Origin of the sequence: Vibrio sp. vnigr-6D03, from assembly GCF_002835515.1 — a bacterium.
In the GTDB taxonomy this organism is placed as follows: Bacteria; Pseudomonadota; Gammaproteobacteria; order Enterobacterales; family Vibrionaceae; genus Vibrio; species Vibrio penaeicida.
In genome coordinates this window covers 67,672-93,134 of the sequence record NZ_PIZL01000012.1, presented here as the reverse complement: position 1 = coordinate 93,134, position 25,463 = coordinate 67,672, and the positions used below count along the sequence as shown (strand labels likewise).

The window sequence follows — 25,463 nt, the reverse complement described above, 5'->3', positions numbered from 1 at the left end:
GTAGGCAATGGCAGGACTATTTAACGAAGAACCCACGGTTCAAATTCATCGCCAAGCAGCGAATACGCAAAGTAAAGAGCGGAGCCATCTGAGCCCGAAAGCGGACACGTCGGGCACCGAGCAGTTAATTGAAAACCTAACGGTATACGGCAGTCCGCTGATGAATGCGGCAACGGAACTGTTGGGTATTTTGGTTACGATCAAGCGTCAAGGTGCGCCACGCGATATTAACCGCTTTCGCCAACAATTGCTGGATGCGATTGAAGCCTTCCGTTTACGCGGTTTGCACTTGGATTATCACCCCAATGTTATCGAAAAAAGTTGTTTCGTGTTGTGTGCCGCCTTTGATGAAGCGGTTCTATACACCTCATGGGGAGAGCTTGCTCGCTGGGAAAATCATTCGCTTTTGAGCAAGGTTTTTTTACAACGCAACGGCGGCGAAGCCTTTTTCATATTGCTTGAAAAAGCTTGCCAGCAGCCAAACAAACTTTCGGACTTCATTGAGCTTCAGTACGTGTTGCTGACCCTTGGCTTCAAAGGGCGTTATCGCCATGAAGATGAAAGTCAATTGCATGACATTACTTCCCGCGCTTACGGGCTGATTCGTCGCTATCGTAATGAAAGCGCTTTGCCAGTCCCGCAAACCCCTAAATTGATTGAAGGGAAACAACCTTGGCTGATGATCAGCATGGGAAAAACGTTGGGACTGACGTTTTTGATTCTCGCCACTGGATATGGTTTTACCGAGTATTGGTATCACAGCCGATCTCAGCCGCTATTGGCACAATTCGGCGCTATTGATATGTCTGGTGTGAGCTTAAAGAAAACCAGCGGAGAACTGCTTTACCTAAGTACGGATGAAGATCTGGGGCGAGAGCAAGAAAACCTTGAAGAGATAACGGGGATGCAGGGCAAAGTGGTTGCTCAGCAATGGGAAATTGTTCTGGCCGTTTTCTCTCGTTCTAGAGATGCTACACGCTTGTCTTCGGAGCTGAATCAAGCCGGTTACGAGTCGTTCACTCGTGAGTCGGATCATGGTGTTGAGTTATACATTCATGCGGGCGATGACTTGAGCGAAATTCGAAAACTGAAAAACGAACTGAATGTACGTTTTGGACTAAACGCCACGATAAGAAGAGCGCAGAAGTAAGATGTTTAAAAAGATTTTTTCCTTTGTCTTAGCCGTCGCTGCCATTGTAGGAAGCATAACACTTTGGGTGTATTTACCCGAAGGGAAACCCACTTGGTTGAAGTGGGTAGCAACCGGACTAACGAGCATTATCCTAATCTTCACCGCACTTTGGTGGTGGAAACAACGCAACCTTAGCCAAGCGGAATCGGAAGAGCACGATCTTGAGGTTCTACTTAAGCAAGATACGCGAGTTATTCAACAATTGTTCCGTGTCGCGACCAAGAAAATTCTGGGTCAGGGGCGCAACAAACTAGAGAGCTTATACAACTTACCTTGGTATTTGGTTGTTGGTGGTGAAAAAGACGCTAAAAGCGCTATTTTGCTACAAAACGGGTTTGAACCTGTTAACGATCGCTACCTAGACGAAAGTGATACCGAACAGTACTTGCGTTTCTGGAGCAATGATAATGCTGTTGTGGTGGAGGTCGGTCATCGGATATTTGACAGCGAGGGTATCGACGAAGCACTTTGGAAAGTACTGGCAAAGCAATTTCTTAAGTACCGTCCAAGACAAGGCTTAAACGGTATTGTTGCTGTGATCGGTTGTGATCGACTCATGACCGGTGACAAAAAAGAACGAGCCAAGCTTTCCGGTATTTATCAGGAAGCTGTGTTGTCAATGGGGGGAGAACTGGATCTCAATTTACCTGTATATGCTGCATTTTCCAAAGCAGACTCCATTGCGGACTTTACTGGCTTCTTTGAAAGTTTCACGGCATGTGACTCTGAGAATCCATTCGGTATTACCTTCGAATGCGATCAATTGCGTCGCTACGACAAGCATCAATTCGAAGTAGAAAGCCATAAATTGATTCAGTCTATCGCGGAGCAGCAATTCGAGTTGCTTCGAAACGTGAACAGCGAAAAATCAGGTTCGATCATCGCATGGCCTTATCAGCTTCGAATTTTTTTAGAGCGAGTCAACGAATTACTGACCGATATCGGTCGCGAGAATCGCGTTCGAGAAGCGGTATGGATTCGTGGCGCTTATATGATGTCCTCCGGGCAAAAAGGCGTTGAACACGATTTACTGACGCAAGTAGTTGCGCAGCGCGCAGAATTTAACTCGGTTAGGCAAGAAGACCAACAGCCAAACCGCCGAGGTTACTTTACTCAACGCTTGTTCAACAAAGTCATTCTTCCTGAGAAGAACATTGTGGGCGTTAATGAGTGGCGTCATGCTGGTTACTTTGCGTTTCGCTCTGCGGTATTAGTCTCTATTGTGGCGCTGATTTCCATTGCTGGACTCAAGTTAAAAGATAACTGGAACGTTGATGAAGATTGGCGTACAGCTGCGTTGGCGCAGATTCGCTTCTACAAAAGTGGCATCAATGAGCTGAGTAATGATTACTCTATGTCCGAGATGATCGCGGTGCTATCCGAGTTGGAAAGTGTTGTTGTTGAAGGGGTACAGCCTAGACCTTGGCATGAAATGGTCAGTGTGAAACAGACGAATACCGCAGAGAGCGTCTACCTCGCCTACGAAAGGCAGTTGCATCAAATCTTACTGCCCAAACTTGAAGAACTGATCAGCAGTGAATTGTACGTTTACGTGAATTTGGGAAATCCAAGCAGAATTTTTGAAATTCTTCGCTACTACCAGATGTTGTTTGATAGGGAACAGCTTAACTTTGAGGAGTTGCAAACCTACTTATTAGACAACTTAAAGGATCAGGGGGAGCTTTCTCCGGACGAGTTGTCCGTTCTGTCGCTGCTGATTGAAGATGTATTCAACGGTAATTATGACAACCAACTTCAACCCAACCTAGATCTGATTGCGGTGGCGACCAATAACCTAGAAGGCTTATCGCCAGAGCGCTTGATCTACGCGCGTATCAAAGCCATGCCTGAATACCGCACTCAAGTGGATTTGCGCAGTCAACTGGGTGAAAAATTTGACAGCCTATTTGAATTTTCCAGTGATTTTCACGGTTATTTGATCCCTGAAGTCTTCACTAAGCAAGGCTACGCGCAGATTGATTTGAGCGCTAAATCTGAGCTCTTGAATACCCTAATGAGCGAGTTTAAGGCGATTCAGGGTGATATGTCTGGTGCATCGGTGGTTGAGCTTACGGAATTGAGTAAGCAAGTGCAGCGCCTGTACTTCGCGGATTACATTTATCAGTGGAAGGATCTGGTCAATAACATTCAGGTTAAGCAGTTCAATAATGCATCTGATCTAAGCTTTGCTCTCAGAAATGCTCGTGCGCCTGCAACCAGTCCGCTGTTGGACGTGTTAGACGCTGTGGTGGTTAACACCACATTGGCTGTCGCTGAGCAGCCTGACACAAAAGGACAAAAACGCGTCGCTGGTCAACTTGGTCTCAAAAAAGCCAAAAAGGTGCTTAATAAAGCTAACAAAGTAAACCGAGCTGTGGGTGATAAGCTGCTGAGGTTACAACCTTCTTTCGTCGTGAATGAAGCGTTTCTGCCTTTCTCTCGCTTTGTAAATGGCAGCGGTAAAGATAAAGGAAATGACAAGCCGATCGACGCTTTGATTGCTCAGGTGGATGAGCTGAACTCGTTCTTTGACGCCGCACTGTCTAGCACCAATCCAGGGAAATCCTTCCACGCTTATGCTATTGCGCATGCTCAGGGTAGTGCAGACCCAATTGTTAATTTTCGAAAAGCGGGCAGCAAAGCGCCAAGCAAAGTGGCCTCTTGGACGAAAGATCTGAGTAAGCAAGCGTGGGGGCAAGTCGTCCGTGGTAGCGTGTCTTATCTGAATATTCAGTGGGATGAGCGTGTCTACCAGTTCTATGTGTCTGCCATTGAGGGCCGTTTCCCATTTGCTCAACATGGGCGTGGTGAAGTGAGTTTGGATGACTTTACTCAATTCTTTAAAACCAGTGGTCGTCTTGAACTTTATGTCGATGAGTATCTAAAACCGTTTGTTTATTGGGATAACGACCGCTTGAAATTCAACGAAGTGGGTGGTCTTACCCTTCCTATCAGCGTAAATACGCGTAAGCAACTCGAACGTGCAAGGAAGCTTAGTAAGATCTTCTTCGGTTCCTCTGGAGAAGAGCTCGCACTGAGAATTGGCTTCAAAGCGAGCTCAATGAGCACCAATGTGACGGAATTCCAGTTAAGAGAAGCAGAAAGCCTGTTTAGTTATAAACATGGTCCGCGAGTATGGCGTGACGTGATATGGCCAACCTCTGATGTGGACGGTTACCTCAGCACGGAATTCTATAACGGTAAAAACCGAGTGGTGTCGCAGTCCTTTACTGGCCAGTGGGCGCTGTTCCGAGCCATTTTTTCGAACCGTAGCAGCTCGACAGCCAGCCGCTTGATTCGCAAACTGGATTACAAAATAAACCAGAGCAACATTGTATTGGACTACACACTGCGCGACTCCAACCAACCGTTGGATAAGTCTCTGTTTGTTCAATTTACTTTGCCTAGGCAGTTATAGGAAAAGGCATGTTAGACGGTGTAGTGAATCCGATGAATACATCACGTAGTCGAGAATTAGTCACGCGAGTTAAAGCTCACCAGTTAATGACAATCGGTGAGTCACCGGATCGCTACATCAAGCAATTTGAGACAAAAGAGCCACTTGAGCGTGAATGGGCTGCTCTTCAGGAATGCAGAGGCAGTCAAATTCAAAAGGTACTGGATGTGGATTGGTCGAACCTGCAGCTTACGCTGGAATTTGATCAAAGCGCTATACCTCTGAGTGACTTTAACCCGCAGGATGTAGCGCTGTTTACGTCGTTACTATCACACGTAATTCAGGCAATCAAACACTGCCATAAAAACGGCTGGGTGCATGGTGACATTAAGCCTTCCAACATACTTTATGTCCCTAATTTAAGAACAATTCGATTGATTGATTTCGGGGCCAGTCATCGCATTGGAACTTCTCGGGAAGCACTTACTGATTGGCAGGCAACCCCAATGTTTGCATCGCCCAATCAATTGAGTGGAGAAGGGCTGGTGGATACGGGAGATGACTGGTTTCCGTTACTTCAAATCATCGATCAGGTCATGTCTGTAGCACGTGACGACTCAATACGCTCAACGCTTTTTACATGGCGAGATGCCTTAAGCATTGAGGTTTAAACAACAGGAAAGCCTATGAATAAAAAACAGCTTGCCGCCGCCAATCTCGATTTTGATGTGTCATCAATCAAAGGAGACGGTGGAAAATTAATCAATAATTTAGGGTGTGCAATAGAAATTGAGCAGTGGTTAAAAAAACTGTCTCTCGCATGCGGCAGAAGGCACTCCAATAGAGCCTTACCTTATTTAGAGAAGGCGATAGATATTATCTATTCCGAGGTTGAGGCTGATTTGTATCGTCAGTCAGGTAACAGCAATAGTGCAGCGGTTACTAAGCATCCTGTATGGCAGTTTTTTGTAGAACGAGTGACGAAAAAGTTTGGCAGTGTCGTGAAGGTTATCCAGCCACACCGATCACCTACAGAGTCGGTCCGTTCCAAACTGATAAACCGTGCGTTCTTTCAAATGCTGCATAACAAACAAGAAGTGTTAAAACGCTCACACAGCAGTATTGTCGTTTCAGGTGAGTTGGGTCAGTTGAAAGTTGAGATCTTGGAGGCGCAAGTTCACGCGCTTCGGGAAGCTTACCAAAACCACTTGAAGTGTAATGCGGATCTTTGGCCTACGTTGAATGAGCTGTTTCAGAAATCTTGCAAAAAAGGCGCTGAGTCTTCTTCTGAAGGAAAGCTCAGTGCCGAAGATTTTTCGGCAAGTTATGAAGCATCTCAATCTCTATTTGCTGAAGCGAAAATAGCATTTGAGAAAACCTGGGACTTCGGAAAAATGAAGAACCAGATTAACGCGTCGGCTGAAGTGTTTGGCCGTGAAAACAGTAAGTTCAGCGCACATACAAAAATAGGTCAGGGTGGTGCTGCTGGATTTCGAGAAAAGAAGCTGGGTGAAGAAGCGGGCAAAAAGACAAGCTCCAAATTCAGTTTCGATAAGTCGCCAAGTAAAGCATGGGAAACGGACAAAAAAGAAGACGAAGATGACTCTTTTGCTTCCATGCAGCTCATTCCGGGTATTGACCTAGAAATTGATGCACAGCTAGCAGCGCAAGCGGGTATGAAACTGACCATATCTCATGAACTTTCAGTCGCAGACTTTATGTCTCTGAAAAATGAAGGAGAGCTATTTGTTGGTGCTAGCGCAAAAGTTCAGTTTACTGGTACGTTGAACACAGCAAATATCTTTGCTGGCGATGAAGTGATCAAAACTAAAATTGGTGCGAGCGTTTTTGCGGGAGCAAAAGCTCAGGGAACCAGTACGTTTACGTTGAAAGCTCGTGGACTCAACATGTTGTCTGGCAGTGTGACCGGTTCTGTAAATGCAGGCATAGGAGCATCCGCGGGTTTAGAAGCCATAGTTAAAGGCTCTGGTGATTTTACGTTCAAAGGTTCAGCAGGGGCAACAGTAGGGGTAGGGACAAACGTAGAGTTTGGTACAATGGTAAATCCTATGTTGTTAAAAGTTCTGCTTTGGGACTCGTTTGGCAAGCACCTTAGAAGCAAACAAACTAAGTGGAAGAATGACATTAAATACAATAGAAATGTCAACGAAATAGCGTTGGGTCGTTGTGCAGATTCTATTGCCATGGCACTGAATTTACTTGAAGCGGATTACCGTAAACTGGCTGAAGAAATTTGGCGAATTCCAACATTCAGTAACGTTTCAGTTCAAGATGGCGTACAAACCTTGCACGATCGTATTTCAAGTCCAGAGCGCCATGTATTAGACAAATACATGGAAACATTGGGTATTGACGATTCTTTTCATATGTCGCCAGAAGAGGTTAATCAGGCCGCTGTTGATATCGATAATCAAGCAAGAATGAACCAGACGAAAAATAACTTGGCTAAGCAATCTGGGACCAAGTCATTATCTGGTGCATTGGCTATGGTGGGAATGAGTGCGATGAATCCTAATCCTCTGACTTCTAATGACTACTCAAATGTATCACGGGGGTTAGTTAGTGCCGGGCTGCTTGCAGTAAAACCTCAGTAGCATAAAAAATGGCGGGTTATACCCGCCATTTGTTTAATGCTGATAACGCTTTCGATATTCCAAGGGCGTCATGTCATTTGATTTCTTGAACAATTCCCGGAAGTATCGCACGTCTTCATAACCCACTGCTCGACTAATTTCTTCTACAGTCTGCTTAGTTTTCTCCAATCTGTCTTTAGCTGTGGAAAGCCGAATCTGCTGAATGTATTGAATCGGTGTTTGTCCGGTTGCCAGTTTGAATCGACGCTTCATCTGTCTCTCACTCAAGTGGATGCGTTTGCTCAATTCAGATACCGAAAACTGATAATTGTGGCTACTGTGCATCCAGTCTTGAAGCTGATGGATTAATGAATCGTTATGCTGGCGATAAGGGATAAATTTAGCCAGCGATTTTTGCTGCACTTGGTCGGTGTCACCAAAGATAAATTGATGGCAATTTTCGCGTACAGTTAAACCAAAGAGTTGCTCTACGATCAACATCATGACATCGCTATAACCGCTGATACCTGAGGTGCAGTAACGGTTATTATCACATGTGACGCGACGTTCAACGCGAAGTTTGATTTCCGGAAACATATCACGGTACATGTTGGCGAAGTGCCAGTGCGTTGTTGCGTTACACTTCGACAACAAATCTGCTTTGGCGAGCGCAAACGCACCTGTACAGATGGAAATGATGGGGATGTTTTTGCTTTCAAAGCTTTTTAGCCATTGAAGTGCAGCTTCTGAACATGCTTTGAGTTCTTTATCTGGAAAACCGACAGAGCCGACTAGCAGTATGTCGGTTTCTCTGACATCTTCCATTGCGATGGTAGGGGACAGTGATACTCCCCCCAAACCGTTAACGGGCACGTTGTCCTGAGTTACGATGTTAATTATGGGTTGCGGTGCGCCAGCAAGAAAGGCGGCAATAGTCAAAACTTCGATTGGTCCAGAGATTGAAGTGACAGGAGCGTCAGCAAATGCAAGTGCAGTTAATGTTATGGGTCTTTTTTCCACAAAACGCCTATATATGATGGAATTTATTATTAAGGTTCAACCGACCAGTTTCACCATTCCTTGGCGTTCTTTCTTATTATGTTTTCCTTCGTGACTTTATAATTTTATGAGCTTTAACATGAAAAAATCAGAGTGAGAATACTCTGAAATTGGGTGTCACGTATCCCGTGTTATAAATAGGCATTATATTTAGAAAGAAAAACATTGCGAGTAAAAATGACACTTTATTGGCAGAGGGTTGGATTTATAAAGAGCCTACCACGGCTATTTTTGAGCCGGGTAGGCAATAAGAGGTAAGTGTTGCAGGAGCTGATAAGTAAAATACTGTATTGATCTAAAAGACTTTTTTAAACGGCGATTCCTAACCTTGCTTCAGGTTTGTTTAAATAGAGCTCAAGTTTTTCCACATCCAATTCACTAAACTCTATACCAAGCTTGGATCGTCGCCATAAGATATCGTCCGTTGTGGTTGCCCATTCATGCTGAACTAAGTAATCCACTTCGGCTTGATATAATCCGTGACCGAAATCGGTGCCCATGTCTTCTATGCTGGTTCTTTGCCCAATGATTCGATGGCTTAGTGTTCCATAAGCCCGCACCCAGCGACGGATGATGTCTTGGTTGAGCCATGGGTAACTATGCTGGAGTGCAGTAGAAAGCTGTTCGCGATTGGAAAAATCGCCACCTGGAAGTATGGCTGACTTTGTCCACTCCTCTTTCATTTTAGGGAAGAATGGCGCGAGCTTGTTCACTGCGGCTTGCCCTAACTTACGGTAAGTGGTGAGCTTACCGCCGAAGATAGACAATAATGGGGCATCATCAAACATATCATCCAGCTCGATGGTGTAATCACGCGTTACTGCTTGTGCGTCTGAAGATTCGTCATCACAAAGTGGACGTACACCTGACCACGTATTAATCACATCGCCTGGAGAGACTTTTTCCACAAAATGCTGGTTCACAATGTCACACAGATAAGTGATTTCATCTTGGCTGATTTCTACTTTTGAAGGATCGCCTTGATATTCCACATCGGTCGTACCAATGCAGGAGTATTTGTCTTGGTATGGGATAACAAACACAATGCGATTGTCTTCGTTTTGCAAGATAAAGGCATGGTTTTCAGGGTACAAACGCGGAACAACGATGTGGCTGCCTTTTACTAGACGAATACCACGAGGAGAACGCATCTTAAGCTGGCTATCAAAAAAGCGGTCCACCCAAGGTCCAGCAGCGTTAACAAGTGCCTTTGCAGTTACGGTTTTCACTGAATGATCTTGTGTGTTTTCAATCTCGATTTCCCAACCTTCTGCGCTGCGAGTGGCATCGATGCATCGAGAACGAGTTTCCACAGTCGCACCAAATTGCGTCGCCATTTGAGCGTTTGCAACCACTAAACGAGCATCATCGACCGCGCAATCTGAATACTCAAACCCTACTTTCATTTCTGGCAGTAATGGGCTGGATTGGGCAAAGTGAACGCCGTGGCTTGCGGGTAGAGAGACGCGTTTGCCAATGTGATCGTAAAGAAACAAACCAGCACGGATCATCCATGCAGGGCGAAGGTGTGGACGATGAGGCAACTGAAAGCGCATAGGGGCAACAAGGTGAGGCGCATTTTTTAATAGCACTTCACGTTCTGCGAGTGCTTCACTCACTAAGCGAAATTCGTAATGTTCAAGGTAGCGTAAACCACCGTGAATGAGCTTGCTGCTTGCAGACGATGTCGCTGAAGCGAGATCCGACATCTCGTACAGCCCGACTTTTAACCCGCGACCTGCCGCATCCGCAGCGACTGCTACACCATTGATTCCGCCACCAATGACCACGACATCATATTCTTCACTCTTGCTTGAGTGATGTTTAGCAGAAGTCGTTTTATCGAATTCAGCTTGCGTTGACATAGTTCTCTACCTTCGTAAATGTTCGTTTGTTTTCGTTATTGAGCAGTATATACACAAACTAATAAGTAGGTCGAGTAAAAAACCAACAAAATATTTTAGTAAAGCCCTTGTAACCTATCGAATACTGACCTTGAATTGTAATGTTACGTCAATACAAACGTTATAATGTTTAGGCTTAACCGAGCTCACAGTTATGCGTTTACATCGAATTAACCTTTGAGTGTTTTGTTGCGAAAACGAACATTTGATGGAAGAATGCAGTTAATTTAATCAAAAAGGGTCACGGAGCATTCATGGAAGTACGCAACAAAGTCATCGTTGCCTTGGATCAGGGAACAACCAGCTCTCGCGCTATCATCTTCGATCAGAGTGCTAACATTTTGAGCACGACACAGCGTGAATTTAGCCAGATCTATCCGAAAGGTGGATGGGTTGAACACGATCCAATGGAAATTTGGGGGACGCAGCGTTCTTCCTTAACTGAAGTTTTAGCTCAATCGGACATTGATAACGAGCAAGTCGCCGCAATCGGTATTACCAACCAACGTGAAACCACCATTGTTTGGGACAAAAACACGGGACACCCTGTTTACAATGCGATTGTTTGGCAATGCCGCCGCACAGCTGAAACTTGTGATGCAATTAAAGCGCAAGGCTGGGGAGACTACATTCAACAAACCACGGGTTTAGTGGTTGATGCGTACTTCTCTGGTTCTAAAATTCAATGGATTCTGGATAACGTAGAAGGCGTGCGAGAGAGAGCTGAAAAAGGGGAGCTCTTGTTCGGAACGGTCGATACTTGGTTGATCTGGAAACTCACCAATGGCAAATCCCATGTGACTGATGTATCGAATGCATCCCGCTCTATGCTATTCAACATTCATACATTGGAATGGGATAACAAGCTGTTGGAGCTGTTTAATATTCCGCGCAGCATGATGCCAGAAGTGAAGTCGAGCAGTGAAGTGTACGGCTATGCCAACATAGGTGGTGGGACAGAAATCCCTATCTCCGGCATTGCAGGTGACCAGCAAGCCGCGATGATTGGTCAGCAGTGCTTTACTAAGGGCATGGTGAAAAATACCTATGGAACGGGTTGCTTCTTGTTGATGAACACGGGCGATCAAGCCATTCAGTCTAAGCATGGGTTGCTAACCACCATCGCGTATAAAATAGGCGATGAAATAGCGTATGCCTTGGAAGGCAGTGTCTTTATGGGCGGAGCAACTGTGCAGTGGCTACGCGATGAATTAGGCTTGATCCGCGATGCCTCCGATACGCAATATTTTGCCGAGAAAGTCGAGGATTCGAATGGTGTTTATCTGGTGCCTGCATTTGTAGGGCTTGGTGCTCCTTATTGGGACCCTCATGCCAGAGGCACGCTCACTGGGATCACGCGAGGCACTAATCGAAACCACATCATACGCGCCACATTGGAGTCTATTGCCTACCAAAGCCGTGATGTTCTTGAAGCTATGGAAGAAGATGCGGGTATTAAGCTAAATCAGGTTCGTGTAGATGGTGGTGCGGTTGCGAATGATTTCCTCATGCAATTTCAATCCGACATTATGCACACTAAAGTGGTGCGCCCTTCGGTAACCGAATCAACAGCATTAGGTGCCGCTATACTCGCGGGGTTAGCTGTCGGGTTTTGGCAAGATAAGAAAGAGTTAGATGATAAGCGACAAGTGGACAAAGTGTTCTCACCACAGATGAAGCGAGAAGAGCAATCACGTCTCTATGAAGGGTGGAAGCAAGCGATACGTCAAACTCAAGCGAAGTAAGTTCAAGAATAAATAAGTTCAAGAATAAAGTAGCTAGAACCATCCGTTGTCTTCATAGTGAAAACGGATGGTTCTATTGGTTTTCCATTGCTTCTCTATTGAATTTTTACTGCTTATCGCTCCATTCGAATGATTTTATGATCATCACCACGCAGTACTTTTAGCTCAAGATCTTGACCATCATATGCTCTGGGTAGCCAGCGAAGTATTTCGCAATGCTTTTCCGGTGCGATATAGGTGGTATCTCGGTAGCTCACTTTTAGAACTCGGTCGCCCAATTGGAGCCCAGCATTTTCTGCAATTGAAGGAGACTCGAGAAAACTCACGTTAAGAGCGTTTAATTCGCCGATACTGGTTCGAAATCCCCAATTGAAGGGCTCCTTAGCACTTTCTTTGTCTTTTTTTCTTTCGTGAAGTGAATAGAAATAGGCATTTCTATTTGGGTAGTCCAGCGTGACTATATGGTCTTCCAGCAGTTTTGCACCAATCAGTGTTGGTGTGGTTGTGCGGCTCCAAGCGTAGAAATTTTCCAGCTCCAATCCACCGATACTCATACTTTCAATGGAAGCTTGATAATACGTGGTTGGTTCTGCTTCTCCACCTGCTGATTCGCCAAATGAACCATGCCCTTCAACTTTGGGGTTAGGGATCACTCCGTCAGTGATCATTTGTTGCAGCGCCAGTGGGTTAAGGTTCAGTAACTCAGTGTTGCCTGTATCAAACAGCGCATTGTCTTTAAATTTCCCGTTTATGCGATGTTCAAAAATCGGCGCGTGTGGGTAGCCGCCCTGTTTAAGCGATGCGCGTGAGGCGTTGTTAATGTAGTCCAGTTTTCGCCTGTCACTGGTTATGACAATCTCACTATCATAAAAATTGAGCTGCCAGGTTGCTAGTGGAAGAATTTCAGAGCCTATGACCCCACCTTCTAAGTAGCATGACGCCCCTGTAAGGTGCGAAGGATCGAATATAAAGACAGGGACATTGCGAAAATTGACATCACCTATTGATATTGAATCTGCAATCGACAAATCCATGGAAACGAGGTTTCCATTTGCGTCTTTTCCTTTGTTGGTGCCCATGATTTCTAACCCAAGATCGGTGGCAACCTGCTTGGTCAGAATCGTGGGTGAGCCTGTGTCAAAGATAAAGCTATATCGTTTTCCATTGATACTGGCGTAGAGATACATCTTGTTCTCAATAGTAAGCACGGGAACGACGGTATGGAAACGGCTAGTTTCCGTGTATGGCTTAGTCAGTAAAACCTCATGTAAACCGTTTTGTGGTGTGTTGCTTGTGCAGCCAAGCAAAAGTACGACGCTGATAAATATTATATTAAGTTTTTTCATAGTAGTTCCTGATGATTCCGTATCGGGAAGGTACGTAACTTGTTTTACAGCAATCGAAGGGGAACTGTTGTCGCAAAATTGATACTGCTAATATAATTGACTTTCCTCTTACAAAACTTCCCTCCTGTAAATCATTACTGATACAAATATTTGGCGTTGATCACGCTTCATAGTATTTTTGCTGACTGGATTGGCAAAAATATGAAAAAGCGTTTCAAAAATATTATTCAATGCGTTCTAATAAAAATGCACCAGGGGAAAGGACGCTTTTCAATGTGCATTTAGAGACACGTATCTCTTTGCTCAGTCTTCTGTTTATGAGTAATAGAATGATCAACAGCCACAATGGGTTTCGAAGTTAAGGAACAATGAATGAACAGTTTTTTTCTGTTTGCTGGTAAGCGGCTGGTGTCGATTCTCGTCACCATCTTTGCCGTTTCCATTGTCGTGTTTGCGGTGATCGATTTACCGCCCGGCGACTTTGCCTCATCTAAAATTGCAGAACTTCAAGCGATGGGTCAAACCGTCGATCCGCAGATGATTTACACACTCCGTGAAATGTATGGGCTCGATAAGCCACTGCTTGAGCGGTACGCCAACTGGATGATGGGGTTAATGACCGGTGATTTGGGTATTTCACTCACCAATAGTCAGCCAGTATGGGACACAATAGAGCCTCGAGTTTGGCCGACAGTATGCCTTGCGCTTGCCGTTTTCTTTTTTCAATTTTTAGTCGCTATTCCTATCGGGATGTATTCTGCCCTTCGTCAGTATTCTTTTGGTGACTACATCGCCACTGTATTTGGCTTTATTGGTATGGCGACACCAAATTTCGTTATCGCGATCGTTGCGTTGCTGATTGGCTACTACAGTTTCGATACGGTCGTATCTGGGCTGTATTCCGAAGCGTACCTTGATCAACCTATGTCGTGGGCGAAGTTCATGGACGCTGCTTCTCGCAGTTGGATCTACATATTGGTAGTGGGTACAGCAGGTCTTGCAGGCATCATCCGAATCATGCGAGCGAACCTTCTTGATGAATTGAAAAAGCCTTATGTGAAAACGGCGCGTGCGAAGGGGCAGTCCGAAGCTCGTCTTATTATGAAGTACCCAGTTCGAATCGCCATTTTGCCTATTGTTTCTACGATTGGATGGATGCTCCCTGCGTTGTTGGGTGCCGATATTATCGTCAGCCAAGTCATGAACATCCCTACTTTAGGTCCGCTAATGCTGTCGGCACTGCGTTCTCAGGATATGTATGTCGCTGGTGACGTACTTCTTATTATGTCCATTCTTACCATTATCGGTACCCTGATTTCTGACCTGCTGCTGTACTGGGTAGATCCCCGTGTACGCGTTGGCGTGTCTAAGGAGTTTTAATCATGACAACGTCTACAATGAATTGGTTCGGTCGCCTACTTGGCAGAAAGAAAAAGCAGCCACTTGATTTGAGCACCGCAACACAGTGGCAACTTATTGGTATTAAGTTACGTCAGCACAAATTGGCTTGGTACAGCATTTGGTTTTTAGCTCTGATTTACTTTGTGGCGATTTTCGCCGAGTTTTTTGCCCCTTTTGACCCAAGCGACAACTGGCGCCGCTACACCTATGCACCACCTCAGTCCGTTAGCTTATTTGAAAGCACTGATGATGGCTGGCGTTGGGCACCGCATTTGGAGTTTTACAAGAGTAAAACGGACCTACGAACGTTGAAGCGCCATTACACGCTTGATGAAAACAAGAAAGTGTATTTCGAGTTTTTCGGTAAGACGGATCGCTACGAACTGATGGGATTCATACCGATGAGTTACAAATTCATCGTGCCTGAAAACAAGAGACAGCCATTCTTCATTTTTGGCTCCGATAGAATGGGACGCGACATGCTTTCCCGTCTTATTTATGGCGCAAGAATCTCGTTGTCTGTTGGTCTGATGGGGGTGTTTACGACTTTTGTTCTCGGGATTCTGATTGGTGGTATTTCCGGATACTTTGGTGGAACTATTGATAACTTCATTCAACGAAGTATTGAATTCATGAAGTCGATTCCCACTTTGCCATTGTGGATGGCTCTGTCTGCTTCATTGCCTTCAGAGTGGAGTTCGCTCACGAAATACTTTTTGATCACCATAATCCTCGGGCTAGTTTCTTGGCCAGATATGGCGCGAGTGGTGCGCAGCCGATTTATGTCTCTGCGAAGTGAAGAGTATGTTGCGGCTGCTTGGTTGGATGGGAATACTCCCTTTGAGATCATTCGCCGGTACATGGTGCCTAACTTCTTAAGCCACATTATTGCGGTGGTGACATTGGCGATTCCTGCCATGATTTTGGGCGAAACTGCGTTGAGTTTCCTTGGGTTGGGTTTGCAAGCGCCAATGGTTAGCTGGGGTGTGTTGCTGCAAGAAGCTCAAAACATTCGAGCACTAGCCGAAGCGTCTTGGCTACTTATTCCGGCAGCAGCAGTGGTAGTTGTGATTCTGGCAATGAACTTCGTCGGCGATGGTCTGCGTGATGCATGCGACCCATACCATGATCAGGGAGCAAAATAATGGCTGAGAAAATTCTACAGGTTAAAGATTTAAACGTAAGCTTCCCGACCAGCACGGAGCACTTTCATGCGGTAAAAGGGGTGTCGTTTGACCTCTACAGAGGCGAAACACTTTCGGTTATCGGTGAATCAGGCTCAGGGAAATCGGTCACATCGAGTGCCATCATGCAGTTGTTGGATCGCCCCGGTCGAATCGATTCAGGTGAAATACTACTCACCACCGACTCTGGGCAAATCATCGATATTACTCAGATTGATCCTCGCAGCAAAGAGATGCGCGCCTTGAGGTGTTTTAACTTCTCTTTAGTTTCACAAGAGCCGATGGCTGCGCTAAGTCCGGTACATACCGTTGGCGACCAAATTAAAGAGGTGTTGTGTTTAGTAGACCCAAGCATTAGCAAGAAGTCTGCTCACGAAAGAACGGTTGAACTGCTGACTCAAGTACAAATGCCAGAGCCAGAAAGCTTGATCAACAAATACTCATTTGAGTTATCTGGTGGGCAACGTCAGCGTGTCGTTATTGCTATGGCCATTGCGAGCCGCCCCGACATATTGATTGCCGATGAGCCAACCACGGCTTTGGATGTAACGACTCAGGCCGAAATATTGGCGCTGTTTTCGCAGCTTCAAAAAGAGATCGGAATGGCGATTCTGTTCATCACTCATGACCTAGGCGTTGTGGCGCAAATTTCCGACCGTGTGGCGGTAATGGAAAAGGGTGTACTCGTGGAGTGTGGCAGTGTCCGCCAGATATTTGAGCAACCAGAGCACCCATATACCAATAAGTTGATGCATGCTACCCGAGCGCTAGAGAAGCCATCAAAAGTTAAAAAACCATTTTCATTGATTGAAGGTGAGAACGATCAACCAATATTGGACGTTGTATCGGTAACAAAGCAATTTGAAAAACCAGCCAAAATGTTCCAGAAAAAGCAGATCATGACTGCTGTAGACGATGCAAACCTAGTGCTTCATCCTGGGGAGTCGCTGGGTATTGTTGGAGAATCTGGATCAGGGAAAAGCACTTTAGGACGAGCGATTCTAGGGATGGCACCTGCCACTTCCGGCTCAATTCAGTATGTTGATAAACAAGGCAAAGTCGAATTGGAGCTGTCGGATTACAAACGGATTAAGCGAGACCCGTTGTTCGCTGATTTGCGTTTGATCTTTCAAGACCCTTGGTCGTCGCTTAACCCAAGAATGACGGTATTCGATATCATAGAAGAGCCGCTAAAACTGCTGCGATCTGAAATGAGTGGTAAGCAGAGGGAAGAGCGCGTTAGGAATATGATGAAGTGGGTGGGTTTACCTCCGGAATTCTCCAGCCGTTTTCCGCATGCTTTTTCGGGTGGTCAGCGCCAGCGGATTGTTATCGCTCGTGCTCTGGTTACTCTGCCAAAAGTGGTGATTGCCGATGAAGCCACTGCGGCGTTAGATGTGTCTCTGCGCTCACAGGTGTTGGATTTATTGATCGAGTTCCAAAATACCTATGGGACGGCGTTTATTCTGATAACACACGATATTGCGACGGTGAAATACTTTTGTGACCGGGTGATTGTGCTTCAACACGGAAAAATTGTGGAGCAAGGAAGCGTAAATGAAGTTATTCATGATCCTCAGCAGCCTTACACGCGTGAATTGATCTCAGCTGTTCCGGTTGCGGAGTTACCACCTGAAACCCTAGCAACGGCTTAGCGGATGTATGAACGAAACTATTGAACGTAACTAGGGAAATATTTCATTTTGTTTAAGGCGGTTTGAGCATCTGCGATAAAAAATGCCTCCTTCTTGGAGGCTTTTTTGTCTACAAAGCATTGGCTAGAGGCTACTTAGGCATATACATATAAAAATCAGTAAGTTGCATGAAATATATTCTGAGTTTTCATTCAATGTGAAGAAATGAATATTCATATTTTTATGAGTTAATCGATTTCATAATGAATGCTTATTTTCTCAGTAGCTTTATAACAAAGATTAAATATCAATTAGTTTATAAAATTAATACTATTTATTTCTGAGCTTTCAATAAACTGAGCTGGATATGTAGGTTTAATATTCGTTGCAGCTGCGAAACAAGACGACTAAAATCGATATGCGGTAGTAACTAATTTCAGATAATTCATTTGTTTATAGAAAAAGTTTGAACACTAACCTAGGCTGAGTTCAAAAAAAAAGTTTAACGCTCTTTTTTTTTATAGAACATTATTTTAAATTGGTTACAGACTTTGGGAATAGTGGCAAATCTATCGTTTTTGTCTGCTTTGATTCGATTAAAACGCAACGGAATGGCAATTTTGCCACTGGCTTTGGCAGGGGACGCTAGAGCTTTTTACCCATAACCAAGCTATTTGTGGAGTAATAATGACAACAACAAAGCAACCTGAATCCGTATCTTCGGTTCTGAAAACATTTGGTATTTTACAAGCACTGAGTACACAAAAGGATATTGGTATCAGTGAATTAGCTCAGCGTCTTATGATGTCTAAGAGCACCGTTTATCGCTTTCTACAAACTATGAAAACGTTGGGCTATGTATCTCAGGAAGGCGAAAGTGAAAACTATTCATTAACGCTTAAGCTGTTTGAACTTGGTGCAAGTGCATTGGAGTATGTGGATCTGGTGGATCTTGCGGATATCGAAATGCGCCGAATTTCCGATCTAACTAACGAGGCGTTGCACTTAGGTGCGCTCGATGGCGATGGTATTATCTACATCCACAAGATCGATTCGAAATACAACCTGCGTATGCAATCACGTATTGGGCGTCGCAATCCGCTTCACACCACCGCTATCGGTAAAGTGTTGTTGGCTGAGCGAGACGAGCAAGACATTCGACATATCCTTTCAGTTGTAGAGTTCACCAAGTCGACCGACAAGACCCACGAAAATGTGGAATCCTTACTTGGCGAATTACCAACTGTGAAAGAGCAAGGCTTTGGTGAAGATAACGAAGAGCAGGAAGTTGGGCTACGCTGCCTCGCTGTACCAGTGTACGACCGCTTTAATCAAGTCGTTGCGGGTATGAGTGTTTCCTTGCCTACAATTCGTTTCACTGAAGAGAAGAAAACAGAGTATATCGCGGAGCTCCATGCCGCTGCGGCTCGAATTTCGCTAAAACTTGGCTGTAAAGCGTACCCTCACGGGAAATAACGATTTTGCATCGAGAAAAGACTCACACTCTTTGGCTTCATTAAAAGAATGCGGCTATTGGAGATGGTGTGATTTGAAAGGAAGGTGATTTCACCTTCCTTTTTTGATCTCTACAGTTTTTGATTGTAATGATTTAGCTTTTGATGACTAAGCTTTTAATGAACGAGCTTTTAATTACTGAGCTTTCCACGGTGCGGGCAATAAATGCTCTTTTAATAGAGCTAAGAAGCCACTGACCCTTTTCGAGCGTTCCTGTTCAGTGGTATTCAAAAGCGCAATGATGTCGGCGCTCGGCAATTCATAGTCGCACATTATCTGGGTTAGCTCGCCGCTGTTGATTTGGGGCTGAACGTCCCATTGCGATCGCATGATGATGCCCATTCCTGAGATTCCCCAATCTTTCACAACCCGACCTTCATTGCTCGCCATCGAAGGTTCTACCCTAATCAATTGTTCGCTTTTGCTTTTTTTATGAGTCAGCGACCACAGTGTGACATCTTCATTGTTTTCTCTCAGCGAAATGCATTGGTGTTGGTGGAGATCTTCAGGCTTTTTAGGTTCACCGTATTGGCGGAGGTAATCAGGAGACGCGCACAGAAAGCGCTGGTTTTTCGCTAAGGTTACCATTCGCAAAGAGGAGTCTTGCAGCTTACCTATGTAAATAATGATGTCCCACTTGTGGTGATGTGACCATGTTGGGTTGTCTGATAGCTCAAGTTCTACTTCTAGCTGTGGGTGTTGTTTCTTGTATTCCGCTAATAAAGGCGTGACATAGTCATTGCCGAACCCTAGTGGTGCAAGTACTCGCAGTTTTCCGCTGACGGTTTGTTTGTTGTTATCGATCACGTGTTGAAGCTCTTCAAGCTCTCGAATGATGGATGCGCCTCTGTCTAACAACAACCGACCTTCTTCCGTTAAGCATACGGTCCGAGAGGGCCTTTGAATCAGAGAGATCGACAGCTTTTTTTCGATATGTTGAAGCCGCAACGTCACCGATGGCGGTGTGATGTTCAGCGTGCGAGCAACGTCCGATAGAGTTCTATGACTTGCGACTACTTGAATGAACTTTAAATCTTCTGTGGTAATCATTTAGTTCAAACCTAATCAGTGTATTGGTATTGATTAATTTTAACTCAAACATATTTGAGTGACACTAAAGAAAACACGTTAGGAGTTTGTGATGAACCAAGATAGAAACGAACAGCCAACGCAGCTTGATACGCCCTACTTAAGACTCGATAAAGCGCAATTCTTACACAATATCTTGCGTTTAAGGCAGAGGATGGAAAGCCATGGTGTCGCACTGCGCCCGCATTTGAAAACGGTGCGTTCTGTTGAAGCAACTCATCATGTATTACCAGAGAAGCACTCTCCAGCGACGGTCTCGACGCTCAAGGAAGCCGAAGTATTGGCGGCATCAGGGTATCGTGAGTTCATTTATGCCGTCGGTATTACGGCAAGCAAACTCCCAAGAATACAGTCGTTGCTTCTTGGTGGTGTGGACATTGCCGTTATTTTAGACAGCGTTGAGCAAGCAAAATTGGTTGCTGCTTTTTGCCAAAAATCTGGGTGTGCTATTCCAGCTTTGATCGAATTGGACTGCGATGGGCACCGAGGCGGGATTCGATCAGATTCTCTACTTTTGGTCGAAATCGCTCACATTCTTCAATATGGTGGGGCGGAGTTTAGAGGTGTTCTGACGCATGCGGGAGAGTCGTATTTCTGCCAGTCTGAGCAAGAACTTGCAGCGGCAGCGAAACAAGAAGTTGAGTGTGCTCGCCGCGCCGCAAAAATGCTTGCTGATAATCGTATTGAATGCAAAGTGGTGAGTGTGGGTTCGACGCCGACCGCATTTTCTGGTGAAGAGTATGACGGCATAACGGAGGTTCGTGCTGGTGTGTACTGCTTTTTTGATTTGGTCATGGCGAAAGTGGGTGTTTGCGAACCCAGCGACATTGCTTTGTCCGTTGTAACCAGTGTTATCGGTCATAACGTTGAAAAAGGGTGGTTGATTGTTGATGCGGGTTGGATGGCGTTATCCAGTGATCCTGGCCTTAGCCTTGCCGATGAAAAAGATTCATTTGGTCTAGTGACCGATGTGAATGGAAATCTGGTTGAAGGGTTGAGGGTATCCCAGCTCAATCAAGAGCATGGAATCATAGAGCACGAAAAAGGTCAGTTTGATCTCTCGTTGTTGCCCGTAGGCACGCAACTGCGAATTTTACCTAATCATGCGTGTGCTACGGCGTCTATGCATCAAACCTATCATGTCGTTGATGTCGATAATTCAACAGAGACTTGGCAAAGAATTCAGGGGTGGTAAATGATTTATCTTAACGAAGAAACAACACGACAACTGATCACTCACGAGCTGGCTTACGCCGCGGTAAAGGATGCTTATCTAGCGGTTGGGGAGAGTGCAACACTGTTTCCTGTCGTCAATGCAGCAGGTGATCAGCCTGGAAGCATGTTTTCGCTAAAGTCTGCCAGTACCCCCAATGTTGTGGGCTGGAAAACAGGTTCCTATTGGCCCGAAAATTCGCAAAAAGGTATGCCTTGCCATAACACTGCGATCTTTTTACTGGATCCAGAAACGGGTGGGCTAATGGCAACCATTGAGGCAGGGGAAGTGAATGCTTATCGCACGGCAGCGGCTGATGCTGTCGCAACGGATGCGTTGGCACTCAAAGAAGCCTCGATACTCACCGTTTTTGGTACTGGGCATCAAGCGTATTACGAGGTCAGTGCGGTCTGTGCCATTCGAGATATCGAACAGATATGGGTTGTTGGGCGTAATGAAGCGCGATCAGTCACTTTAGTAGAGAAGCTCAGAAATGATGGTTTGGCCGCTGATGCGTGTGGCTTCGGAAAAAATGTGACAGCGAAACAAGCCTGCGAGTGTTCCGATATTGTTGTCACGGTGACGACGGCTCAATCTCCTTTGTTTGATGCCGATTGGATACAACCTGGAACACATGTGTCTGCAATGGGGGCCGATAAGGTGGGTAAAAAGGAGATCCCTACAAAGCTGTTTGAGCGTGCCTCGTTATTCTGTGATTACGAAAAGCAGTCAAGAGTGATCGGAGAATTCCAACACGCGAATTCCGACATAGAAATAACTGAAATGCACAGAGTACTTGTTCAATCGAATCGGGGAAGAAACTCCGACAAACAGATCACGATTTTTGATAGCTCTGGGATTGCATTGCAAGATCTATTTGTGGCGAAGCGGTTACTTAATAAGGAGGAATAAGGGGCATTGATGGAAAATTAAATTTGCATTTCTTTGATGAATTGTTTAAGTGGCTAATATATTTATAGTTAGAAAAGTTTGAATTTTGAGGGCGGCAAATGAAATTAATTGAATATATTATCAACTATAAGACATGAGAACTTTTGATTTACATTTTTACGACATAAATTTTACGACTGATTTAAAGTTTTTTAAAAGTAATCGTTTGCTTTTTTTATTTGTTTAATTAAGAAATACCTTAAATAATAATCATATTACTTAAAACAGATTTCAGTTTTTATCTATTATCTAATTCCTCCTTATTCGATATTATGATTTTGCTAGGTCGAGGGTGACATATCTATTGATTGTGAATGAGTCCACAATTAAATGGGTATTCACTATTCATCCTCATCGTTCATAAGAAACAATTCGTCAGGAGGTACTTTATGGTATTTAAGGTACTGCACAAAAGCAGTACACAATTGCTAAACATAATAAGAAATACAATTGCGTTGTGCCTAAAAACCATTAATAGGTTTTTGTATATAAAGTAAGCAATTATGCTTATCCATTTTCCACCGTGACAGGAAGAGTGGATGTAAACTTTCAACTATCGCGCCACTACTAAAACAGGTTCCCGCAAAGGCTTTGTTCTTCGTTCAGGTCCTTGAATCATCAACCTTGCTGGTGATTTAATGCAAAGCCTTTGCTTTTTTCTCTTCCGGTTTAAAAAAGTGTTTTAACGCGTCAAGCATCACATCGACTTTTTTAGGTACACTTCGGCTAATGGTTAGAGCTTGTATTTTAATGTCGGGCCATGACATATGATTTAAAACGCTGGTTAGCTCTCCACGTCTTAAATGATCTTCTACAAAAGGTAGGGGTAAAAGAACTAATCCGTGTCCAGATATGGCAAATGAACGTGCCGTCATTTCATTATTGACTTTACATCGAACATTTAAGTTGGATTTCTCTTCGAACTCTGCAGTTTTGCAGACGACTTCTATGGTGTCGCTGTCGGAATTGACTATCCAGTGATGATTTACCAAATCCGAACCCAACTGCGGTATGCCAAAGGTTGAAAGATAGTTTTCAGAAGCACACAACACACGTGGAATGCTGCCTAAAGGGCGATAAACCAAGTTGCAGTCTTTTGTTTCCCCGAGCGTAATCGCGATATCGATGTTCTCTTGAACGATATCTCTCATTTTGTCGTCTGCGACGAGATTTAGCCGAATATCTGGGTAACTAGAAAGGCAAGGGGAAAGAGCGTTAGCAATCGTCGCTTGTGCAAGACCAGTGCTGCATGTAATACGCACATCGCCTTTTACACCCTCACGGCAATCGGACAATTTTTGCTCTAAACTTTCAAAGTGCGATCGCATTTGACCGTAACCTTGCAATAATATTTGCCCAGCCTCGCTTACGGATAATCCACGGGTTGAACGGTGTAATAATGTCACCCCAAGGGCGTTTTCAAGTTGAGATATATTTTGACTGATTGCAGACGGTGACATTCCCAATCTTTTAGACGCTGCTGTCATACTTCCAGCACTGGCAACAACAGAAAAAATACAGTATCGCTTCATATTTTCCAAAGCACTTCTCCATATATGAAAGTTTATCAACGAAATAATAAAAAATATTAATCGAAGTTTTTTAAGATAATTTTATTAAATCAATGGCTATGAAAAATTTCATAAAGGTATATATGAGTAAGTAGGAAATGAGTATGGAAAGTGAACGGTCACCATGGTTAGCTTTTCCTAGAAAGATATTGTGTTTCTTATTTTTAGTACATACATCTTATAGATTTTATAGAATTATTATCAAGTCAATTTTCTGAAAGAAAGTTGTATTTTTCAGTTATTTATTTGCATAAAGAATACAGTCCGTTTCATTACATAAAATAACTGGAATGGGAGTCACTTTTTGTGTTGAAATTGTGTGTATTTTATTCAGGCTAAGTGCTTTCATCTTCCCCAATCACATGGTCACAATATGTAACAATGTATTAATGTGTATGCAGTTCGAGACAGTTTGCATCATGACTATTCAATGTCATGTTAATTTATACAGAATGGCTTTTGGACGGTTAATGTCTGGCATCTTGCGGTGACATGGGTATATGCTTGATGCTTCTTCACGGTTCTCTAAAGGACATTTCTCCAACATGCCATCCATTCCGCTCCCCTTTGTTGTCGTTATACTCCTATTAGTGTTGTTTACTGTGTTACTTAAACGGCACGACAAATCTTATTATCCAGCACTGGCTTTTATTTTATGTAGCGCATTGACCATCAGTTTAGTTGGAGCAAGATGGACAACGGAATGGTCATGGGTGAGGAGTATTCAGCCTATTGTCGCTTCACTCGTCCCTCCTTTGACGTGGTGGTGTTATTCCCATGCCTTGAATAATAAAAGTCACTGGAAGCTGCTTCACGTCGCTGTTGTAGCTTTAGTCGGCATTGGCATCAGCCAGTTCAATGAAATGCGTGATGTTATCGACTTTTTCATTATTGGCACTTATGTTGGCTACGCAATTGCTTTGTTTAAGCTGACTCAACTCTCTCCAGATGAATGGAAAGGAGTGAAATTTTCTCAAGTCGATGAGTTTAAAACGTCGCTCTATTTCACATCGGGTTTATTGTTATTTTCTGCGGTTGTTGATGTGGGAATCGTACTGGATTTTGCTTTATCTGAAGGCCAAAATATCACGACCATATTGTCGGTAGGACATGTCTTAATTCTTCCTATTCTCGCTTATGCGGTAAGCATTGCAGGCGGTACCATTTCGTTGGAAGTGAATGCAGAATCCGTTGAGAAAAAAGAAGCGGTCACGCTGGAGGCTTTGGCTGCAGATAGTGAAGAGGCTACAAATAGTGAAGAGGCTACAGATAGCGAAGAAGATACGCATGCTCTGGTGTTGGACACTGTCGAGAATTTACTGCTCGCCTCTCAATTGCACCTTGACCCTAACCTAAATTTAAACCGATTGGCACGAAAGTCCGGTATCCCTGCAAGAAACATATCTATTGCCGTAAACACCCTGAAAGGGAAGAACGTTTCTCAGTTTATCAATGAATACCGAATCCAGAATGCCATGAACTTACTGGAAACCTCCAATCACTCCATTACTGAAATTTATGAAATGGTTGGCTTTCACAGTAAGTCCAATTTCAACCGTGAATTCAGCCGAATTACAGACTCTACGCCAAGTAAATACCGCCAGATAAACCGATCCAAAGAGTAAATAAATCAAACCAAGGAGTTATCCGGCGGCTGAATCAGCGGTG

17 protein-coding genes are annotated in these 25,463 nt (G+C 44.3%); 12 read left to right on the top strand and 5 right to left on the bottom strand.

Annotated elements, in window-relative coordinates:
- Positions 1-7: 7 nt before the first annotated feature.
- The 4 genes from icmH to CW749_RS08395 are packed head-to-tail and all read left to right on the top strand — an operon-like array spanning position 8 to position 7,204.
- Positions 8-1,150, top strand: coding sequence for a type IVB secretion system protein IcmH/DotU (gene icmH / locus CW749_RS08410; protein WP_101111580.1), 1,143 nt, complete (start codon positions 8-10; stop codon positions 1,148-1,150).
- 1 nt (position 1,151) lies between these two features.
- Positions 1,152-4,610, top strand: coding sequence for a type VI secretion system membrane subunit TssM (tssM, locus tag CW749_RS08405; RefSeq protein ID WP_101111579.1), 3,459 nt, complete (start codon positions 1,152-1,154; stop codon positions 4,608-4,610).
- Between the two features lie 8 nt (positions 4,611-4,618).
- Positions 4,619-5,260, top strand: a complete 642-nt coding sequence (locus CW749_RS08400; protein WP_237322375.1) for a protein kinase — start codon at positions 4,619-4,621, stop codon at positions 5,258-5,260.
- A 15-nt stretch (positions 5,261-5,275) separates the two neighbouring features.
- Positions 5,276-7,204 (top strand): hypothetical protein, encoded by a 1,929-nt coding sequence (locus CW749_RS08395; protein WP_237322373.1) that lies wholly within the window; start codon positions 5,276-5,278, stop codon positions 7,202-7,204.
- A 33-nt stretch (positions 7,205-7,237) separates the two neighbouring features.
- Here the strand turns inward: CW749_RS08395 and CW749_RS08390 are convergent, their stop codons facing one another.
- On the bottom strand, positions 7,238-8,203 hold the full coding sequence (locus CW749_RS08390; protein ID WP_101111578.1) for a helix-turn-helix domain-containing protein: 966 nt from the start codon (positions 8,201-8,203) through the stop codon (positions 7,238-7,240).
- 347 nt (positions 8,204-8,550) lie between these two features.
- Positions 8,551-10,107, bottom strand: a complete 1,557-nt coding sequence (gene glpD, locus CW749_RS08385; protein WP_101111577.1) for a glycerol-3-phosphate dehydrogenase — start codon at positions 10,105-10,107, stop codon at positions 8,551-8,553.
- 293 nt (positions 10,108-10,400) lie between these two features.
- Here glpD and glpK point away from each other — a divergent pair, with 293 nt between their 5' ends.
- Positions 10,401-11,891, top strand: a complete 1,491-nt coding sequence (glpK, locus tag CW749_RS08380) for a glycerol kinase GlpK (protein WP_101111576.1) — start codon at positions 10,401-10,403, stop codon at positions 11,889-11,891.
- A gap of 113 nt (positions 11,892-12,004) precedes the next feature.
- On the opposite strand, the gene CW749_RS08375 is transcribed toward glpK, so the two are convergent.
- Positions 12,005-13,237, bottom strand: coding sequence for an aspartyl protease family protein (locus CW749_RS08375; RefSeq protein WP_101111575.1), 1,233 nt, complete (start codon positions 13,235-13,237; stop codon positions 12,005-12,007).
- Between the two features lie 372 nt (positions 13,238-13,609).
- Here CW749_RS08375 and CW749_RS08370 point away from each other — a divergent pair, with 372 nt between their 5' ends.
- The 4 genes from CW749_RS08370 (at position 13,610) to kdgR (ending at position 18,932) form a co-directional block, all read left to right on the top strand.
- Positions 13,610-14,617: an ABC transporter permease gene (locus CW749_RS08370; RefSeq protein ID WP_101111574.1), complete on the top strand. Its 1,008-nt coding sequence runs from the start codon at positions 13,610-13,612 to the stop codon at positions 14,615-14,617.
- Positions 14,618-14,619: 2 nt separating this feature from the next.
- Positions 14,620-15,783: an ABC transporter permease gene (locus CW749_RS08365; RefSeq protein WP_101111573.1), complete on the top strand. Its 1,164-nt coding sequence runs from the start codon at positions 14,620-14,622 to the stop codon at positions 15,781-15,783.
- Positions 15,783-17,477 carry an ABC transporter ATP-binding protein gene (locus tag CW749_RS08360; protein WP_101111572.1) on the top strand — a complete coding sequence of 565 codons (1,695 nt, stop codon included), beginning with the start codon at positions 15,783-15,785 and terminating at the stop codon, positions 17,475-17,477. The genes CW749_RS08365 and CW749_RS08360 overlap by 1 nt, the downstream gene beginning before the upstream one ends.
- Positions 17,478-18,143: 666 nt before the next feature.
- A complete protein-coding gene (gene kdgR, locus CW749_RS08355; RefSeq protein ID WP_101111571.1) occupies positions 18,144-18,932 on the top strand; it encodes a DNA-binding transcriptional regulator KdgR in 789 nt (262 codons plus the stop codon).
- A 174-nt stretch (positions 18,933-19,106) separates the two neighbouring features.
- Here kdgR and CW749_RS08350 read toward each other — a convergent pair whose 3' ends face one another.
- The gene (locus tag CW749_RS08350) at positions 19,107-20,021 is read right to left on the bottom strand and encodes a LysR substrate-binding domain-containing protein (RefSeq protein WP_101111570.1); all 915 of its coding nucleotides are present in this window, start codon (positions 20,019-20,021) and stop codon (positions 19,107-19,109) included.
- Between the two features lie 91 nt (positions 20,022-20,112).
- On the opposite strand from CW749_RS08350, the gene CW749_RS08345 reads away from it, so the two are divergent.
- Positions 20,113-21,255, top strand: a complete 1,143-nt coding sequence (locus tag CW749_RS08345) for an alanine racemase (RefSeq protein WP_101111569.1) — start codon at positions 20,113-20,115, stop codon at positions 21,253-21,255.
- Positions 21,256-22,185, top strand: coding sequence for an ornithine cyclodeaminase family protein (locus CW749_RS08340; RefSeq protein WP_101111568.1), 930 nt, complete (start codon positions 21,256-21,258; stop codon positions 22,183-22,185).
- A gap of 674 nt (positions 22,186-22,859) precedes the next feature.
- Here CW749_RS08340 and CW749_RS08335 read toward each other — a convergent pair.
- Entirely contained in the window at positions 22,860-23,756 is an 897-nt protein-coding gene (locus CW749_RS08335) for a LysR substrate-binding domain-containing protein (RefSeq protein WP_101111567.1), read from the bottom strand.
- A 584-nt stretch (positions 23,757-24,340) separates the two neighbouring features.
- Between CW749_RS08335 and CW749_RS08330 the strand changes: the two genes are divergently transcribed.
- Positions 24,341-25,420: an AraC family transcriptional regulator gene (locus CW749_RS08330; protein ID WP_180958356.1), complete on the top strand. Its 1,080-nt coding sequence runs from the start codon at positions 24,341-24,343 to the stop codon at positions 25,418-25,420.
- Positions 25,421-25,463: the final 43 nt, after the last annotated feature.

What these genes read in the sequence shown, in the direction of transcription:
- CW749_RS08360 (WP_101111572.1), top strand. Translation starts at nt 15,783, where the DNA reads ATGGCTGAGAAAATTCTACAGGTTAAAGATTTAAACGTAAGCTTCCCG.
- CW749_RS08345 (WP_101111569.1), top strand. Translation starts at nt 20,113, where the DNA reads ATGAACCAAGATAGAAACGAACAGCCAACGCAGCTTGATACGCCCTAC.
- glpD (WP_101111577.1), bottom strand. Translation starts at nt 10,107, where the DNA reads ATGTCAACGCAAGCTGAATTCGATAAAACGACTTCTGCTAAACATCAC.
- CW749_RS08375 (WP_101111575.1), bottom strand. Translation starts at nt 13,237, where the DNA reads ATGAAAAAACTTAATATAATATTTATCAGCGTCGTACTTTTGCTTGGC.
- CW749_RS08335 (WP_101111567.1), bottom strand. Translation starts at nt 23,756, where the DNA reads ATGAAGCGATACTGTATTTTTTCTGTTGTTGCCAGTGCTGGAAGTATG.
- tssM (WP_101111579.1), top strand. Translation starts at nt 1,152, where the DNA reads ATGTTTAAAAAGATTTTTTCCTTTGTCTTAGCCGTCGCTGCCATTGTA.
- CW749_RS08365 (WP_101111573.1), top strand. Translation starts at nt 14,620, where the DNA reads ATGACAACGTCTACAATGAATTGGTTCGGTCGCCTACTTGGCAGAAAG.
- CW749_RS08350 (WP_101111570.1), bottom strand. Translation starts at nt 20,021, where the DNA reads ATGATTACCACAGAAGATTTAAAGTTCATTCAAGTAGTCGCAAGTCAT.
- CW749_RS08370 (WP_101111574.1), top strand. Translation starts at nt 13,610, where the DNA reads ATGAACAGTTTTTTTCTGTTTGCTGGTAAGCGGCTGGTGTCGATTCTC.
- CW749_RS08340 (WP_101111568.1), top strand. Translation starts at nt 21,256, where the DNA reads ATGATTTATCTTAACGAAGAAACAACACGACAACTGATCACTCACGAG.
- icmH (WP_101111580.1), top strand. Translation starts at nt 8, where the DNA reads ATGGCAGGACTATTTAACGAAGAACCCACGGTTCAAATTCATCGCCAA.
- glpK (WP_101111576.1), top strand. Translation starts at nt 10,401, where the DNA reads ATGGAAGTACGCAACAAAGTCATCGTTGCCTTGGATCAGGGAACAACC.
- CW749_RS08330 (WP_180958356.1), top strand. Translation starts at nt 24,341, where the DNA reads ATGCCATCCATTCCGCTCCCCTTTGTTGTCGTTATACTCCTATTAGTG.
- CW749_RS08395 (WP_237322373.1), top strand. Translation starts at nt 5,276, where the DNA reads ATGAATAAAAAACAGCTTGCCGCCGCCAATCTCGATTTTGATGTGTCA.
- CW749_RS08400 (WP_237322375.1), top strand. Translation starts at nt 4,619, where the DNA reads ATGTTAGACGGTGTAGTGAATCCGATGAATACATCACGTAGTCGAGAA.
- kdgR (WP_101111571.1), top strand. Translation starts at nt 18,144, where the DNA reads ATGACAACAACAAAGCAACCTGAATCCGTATCTTCGGTTCTGAAAACA.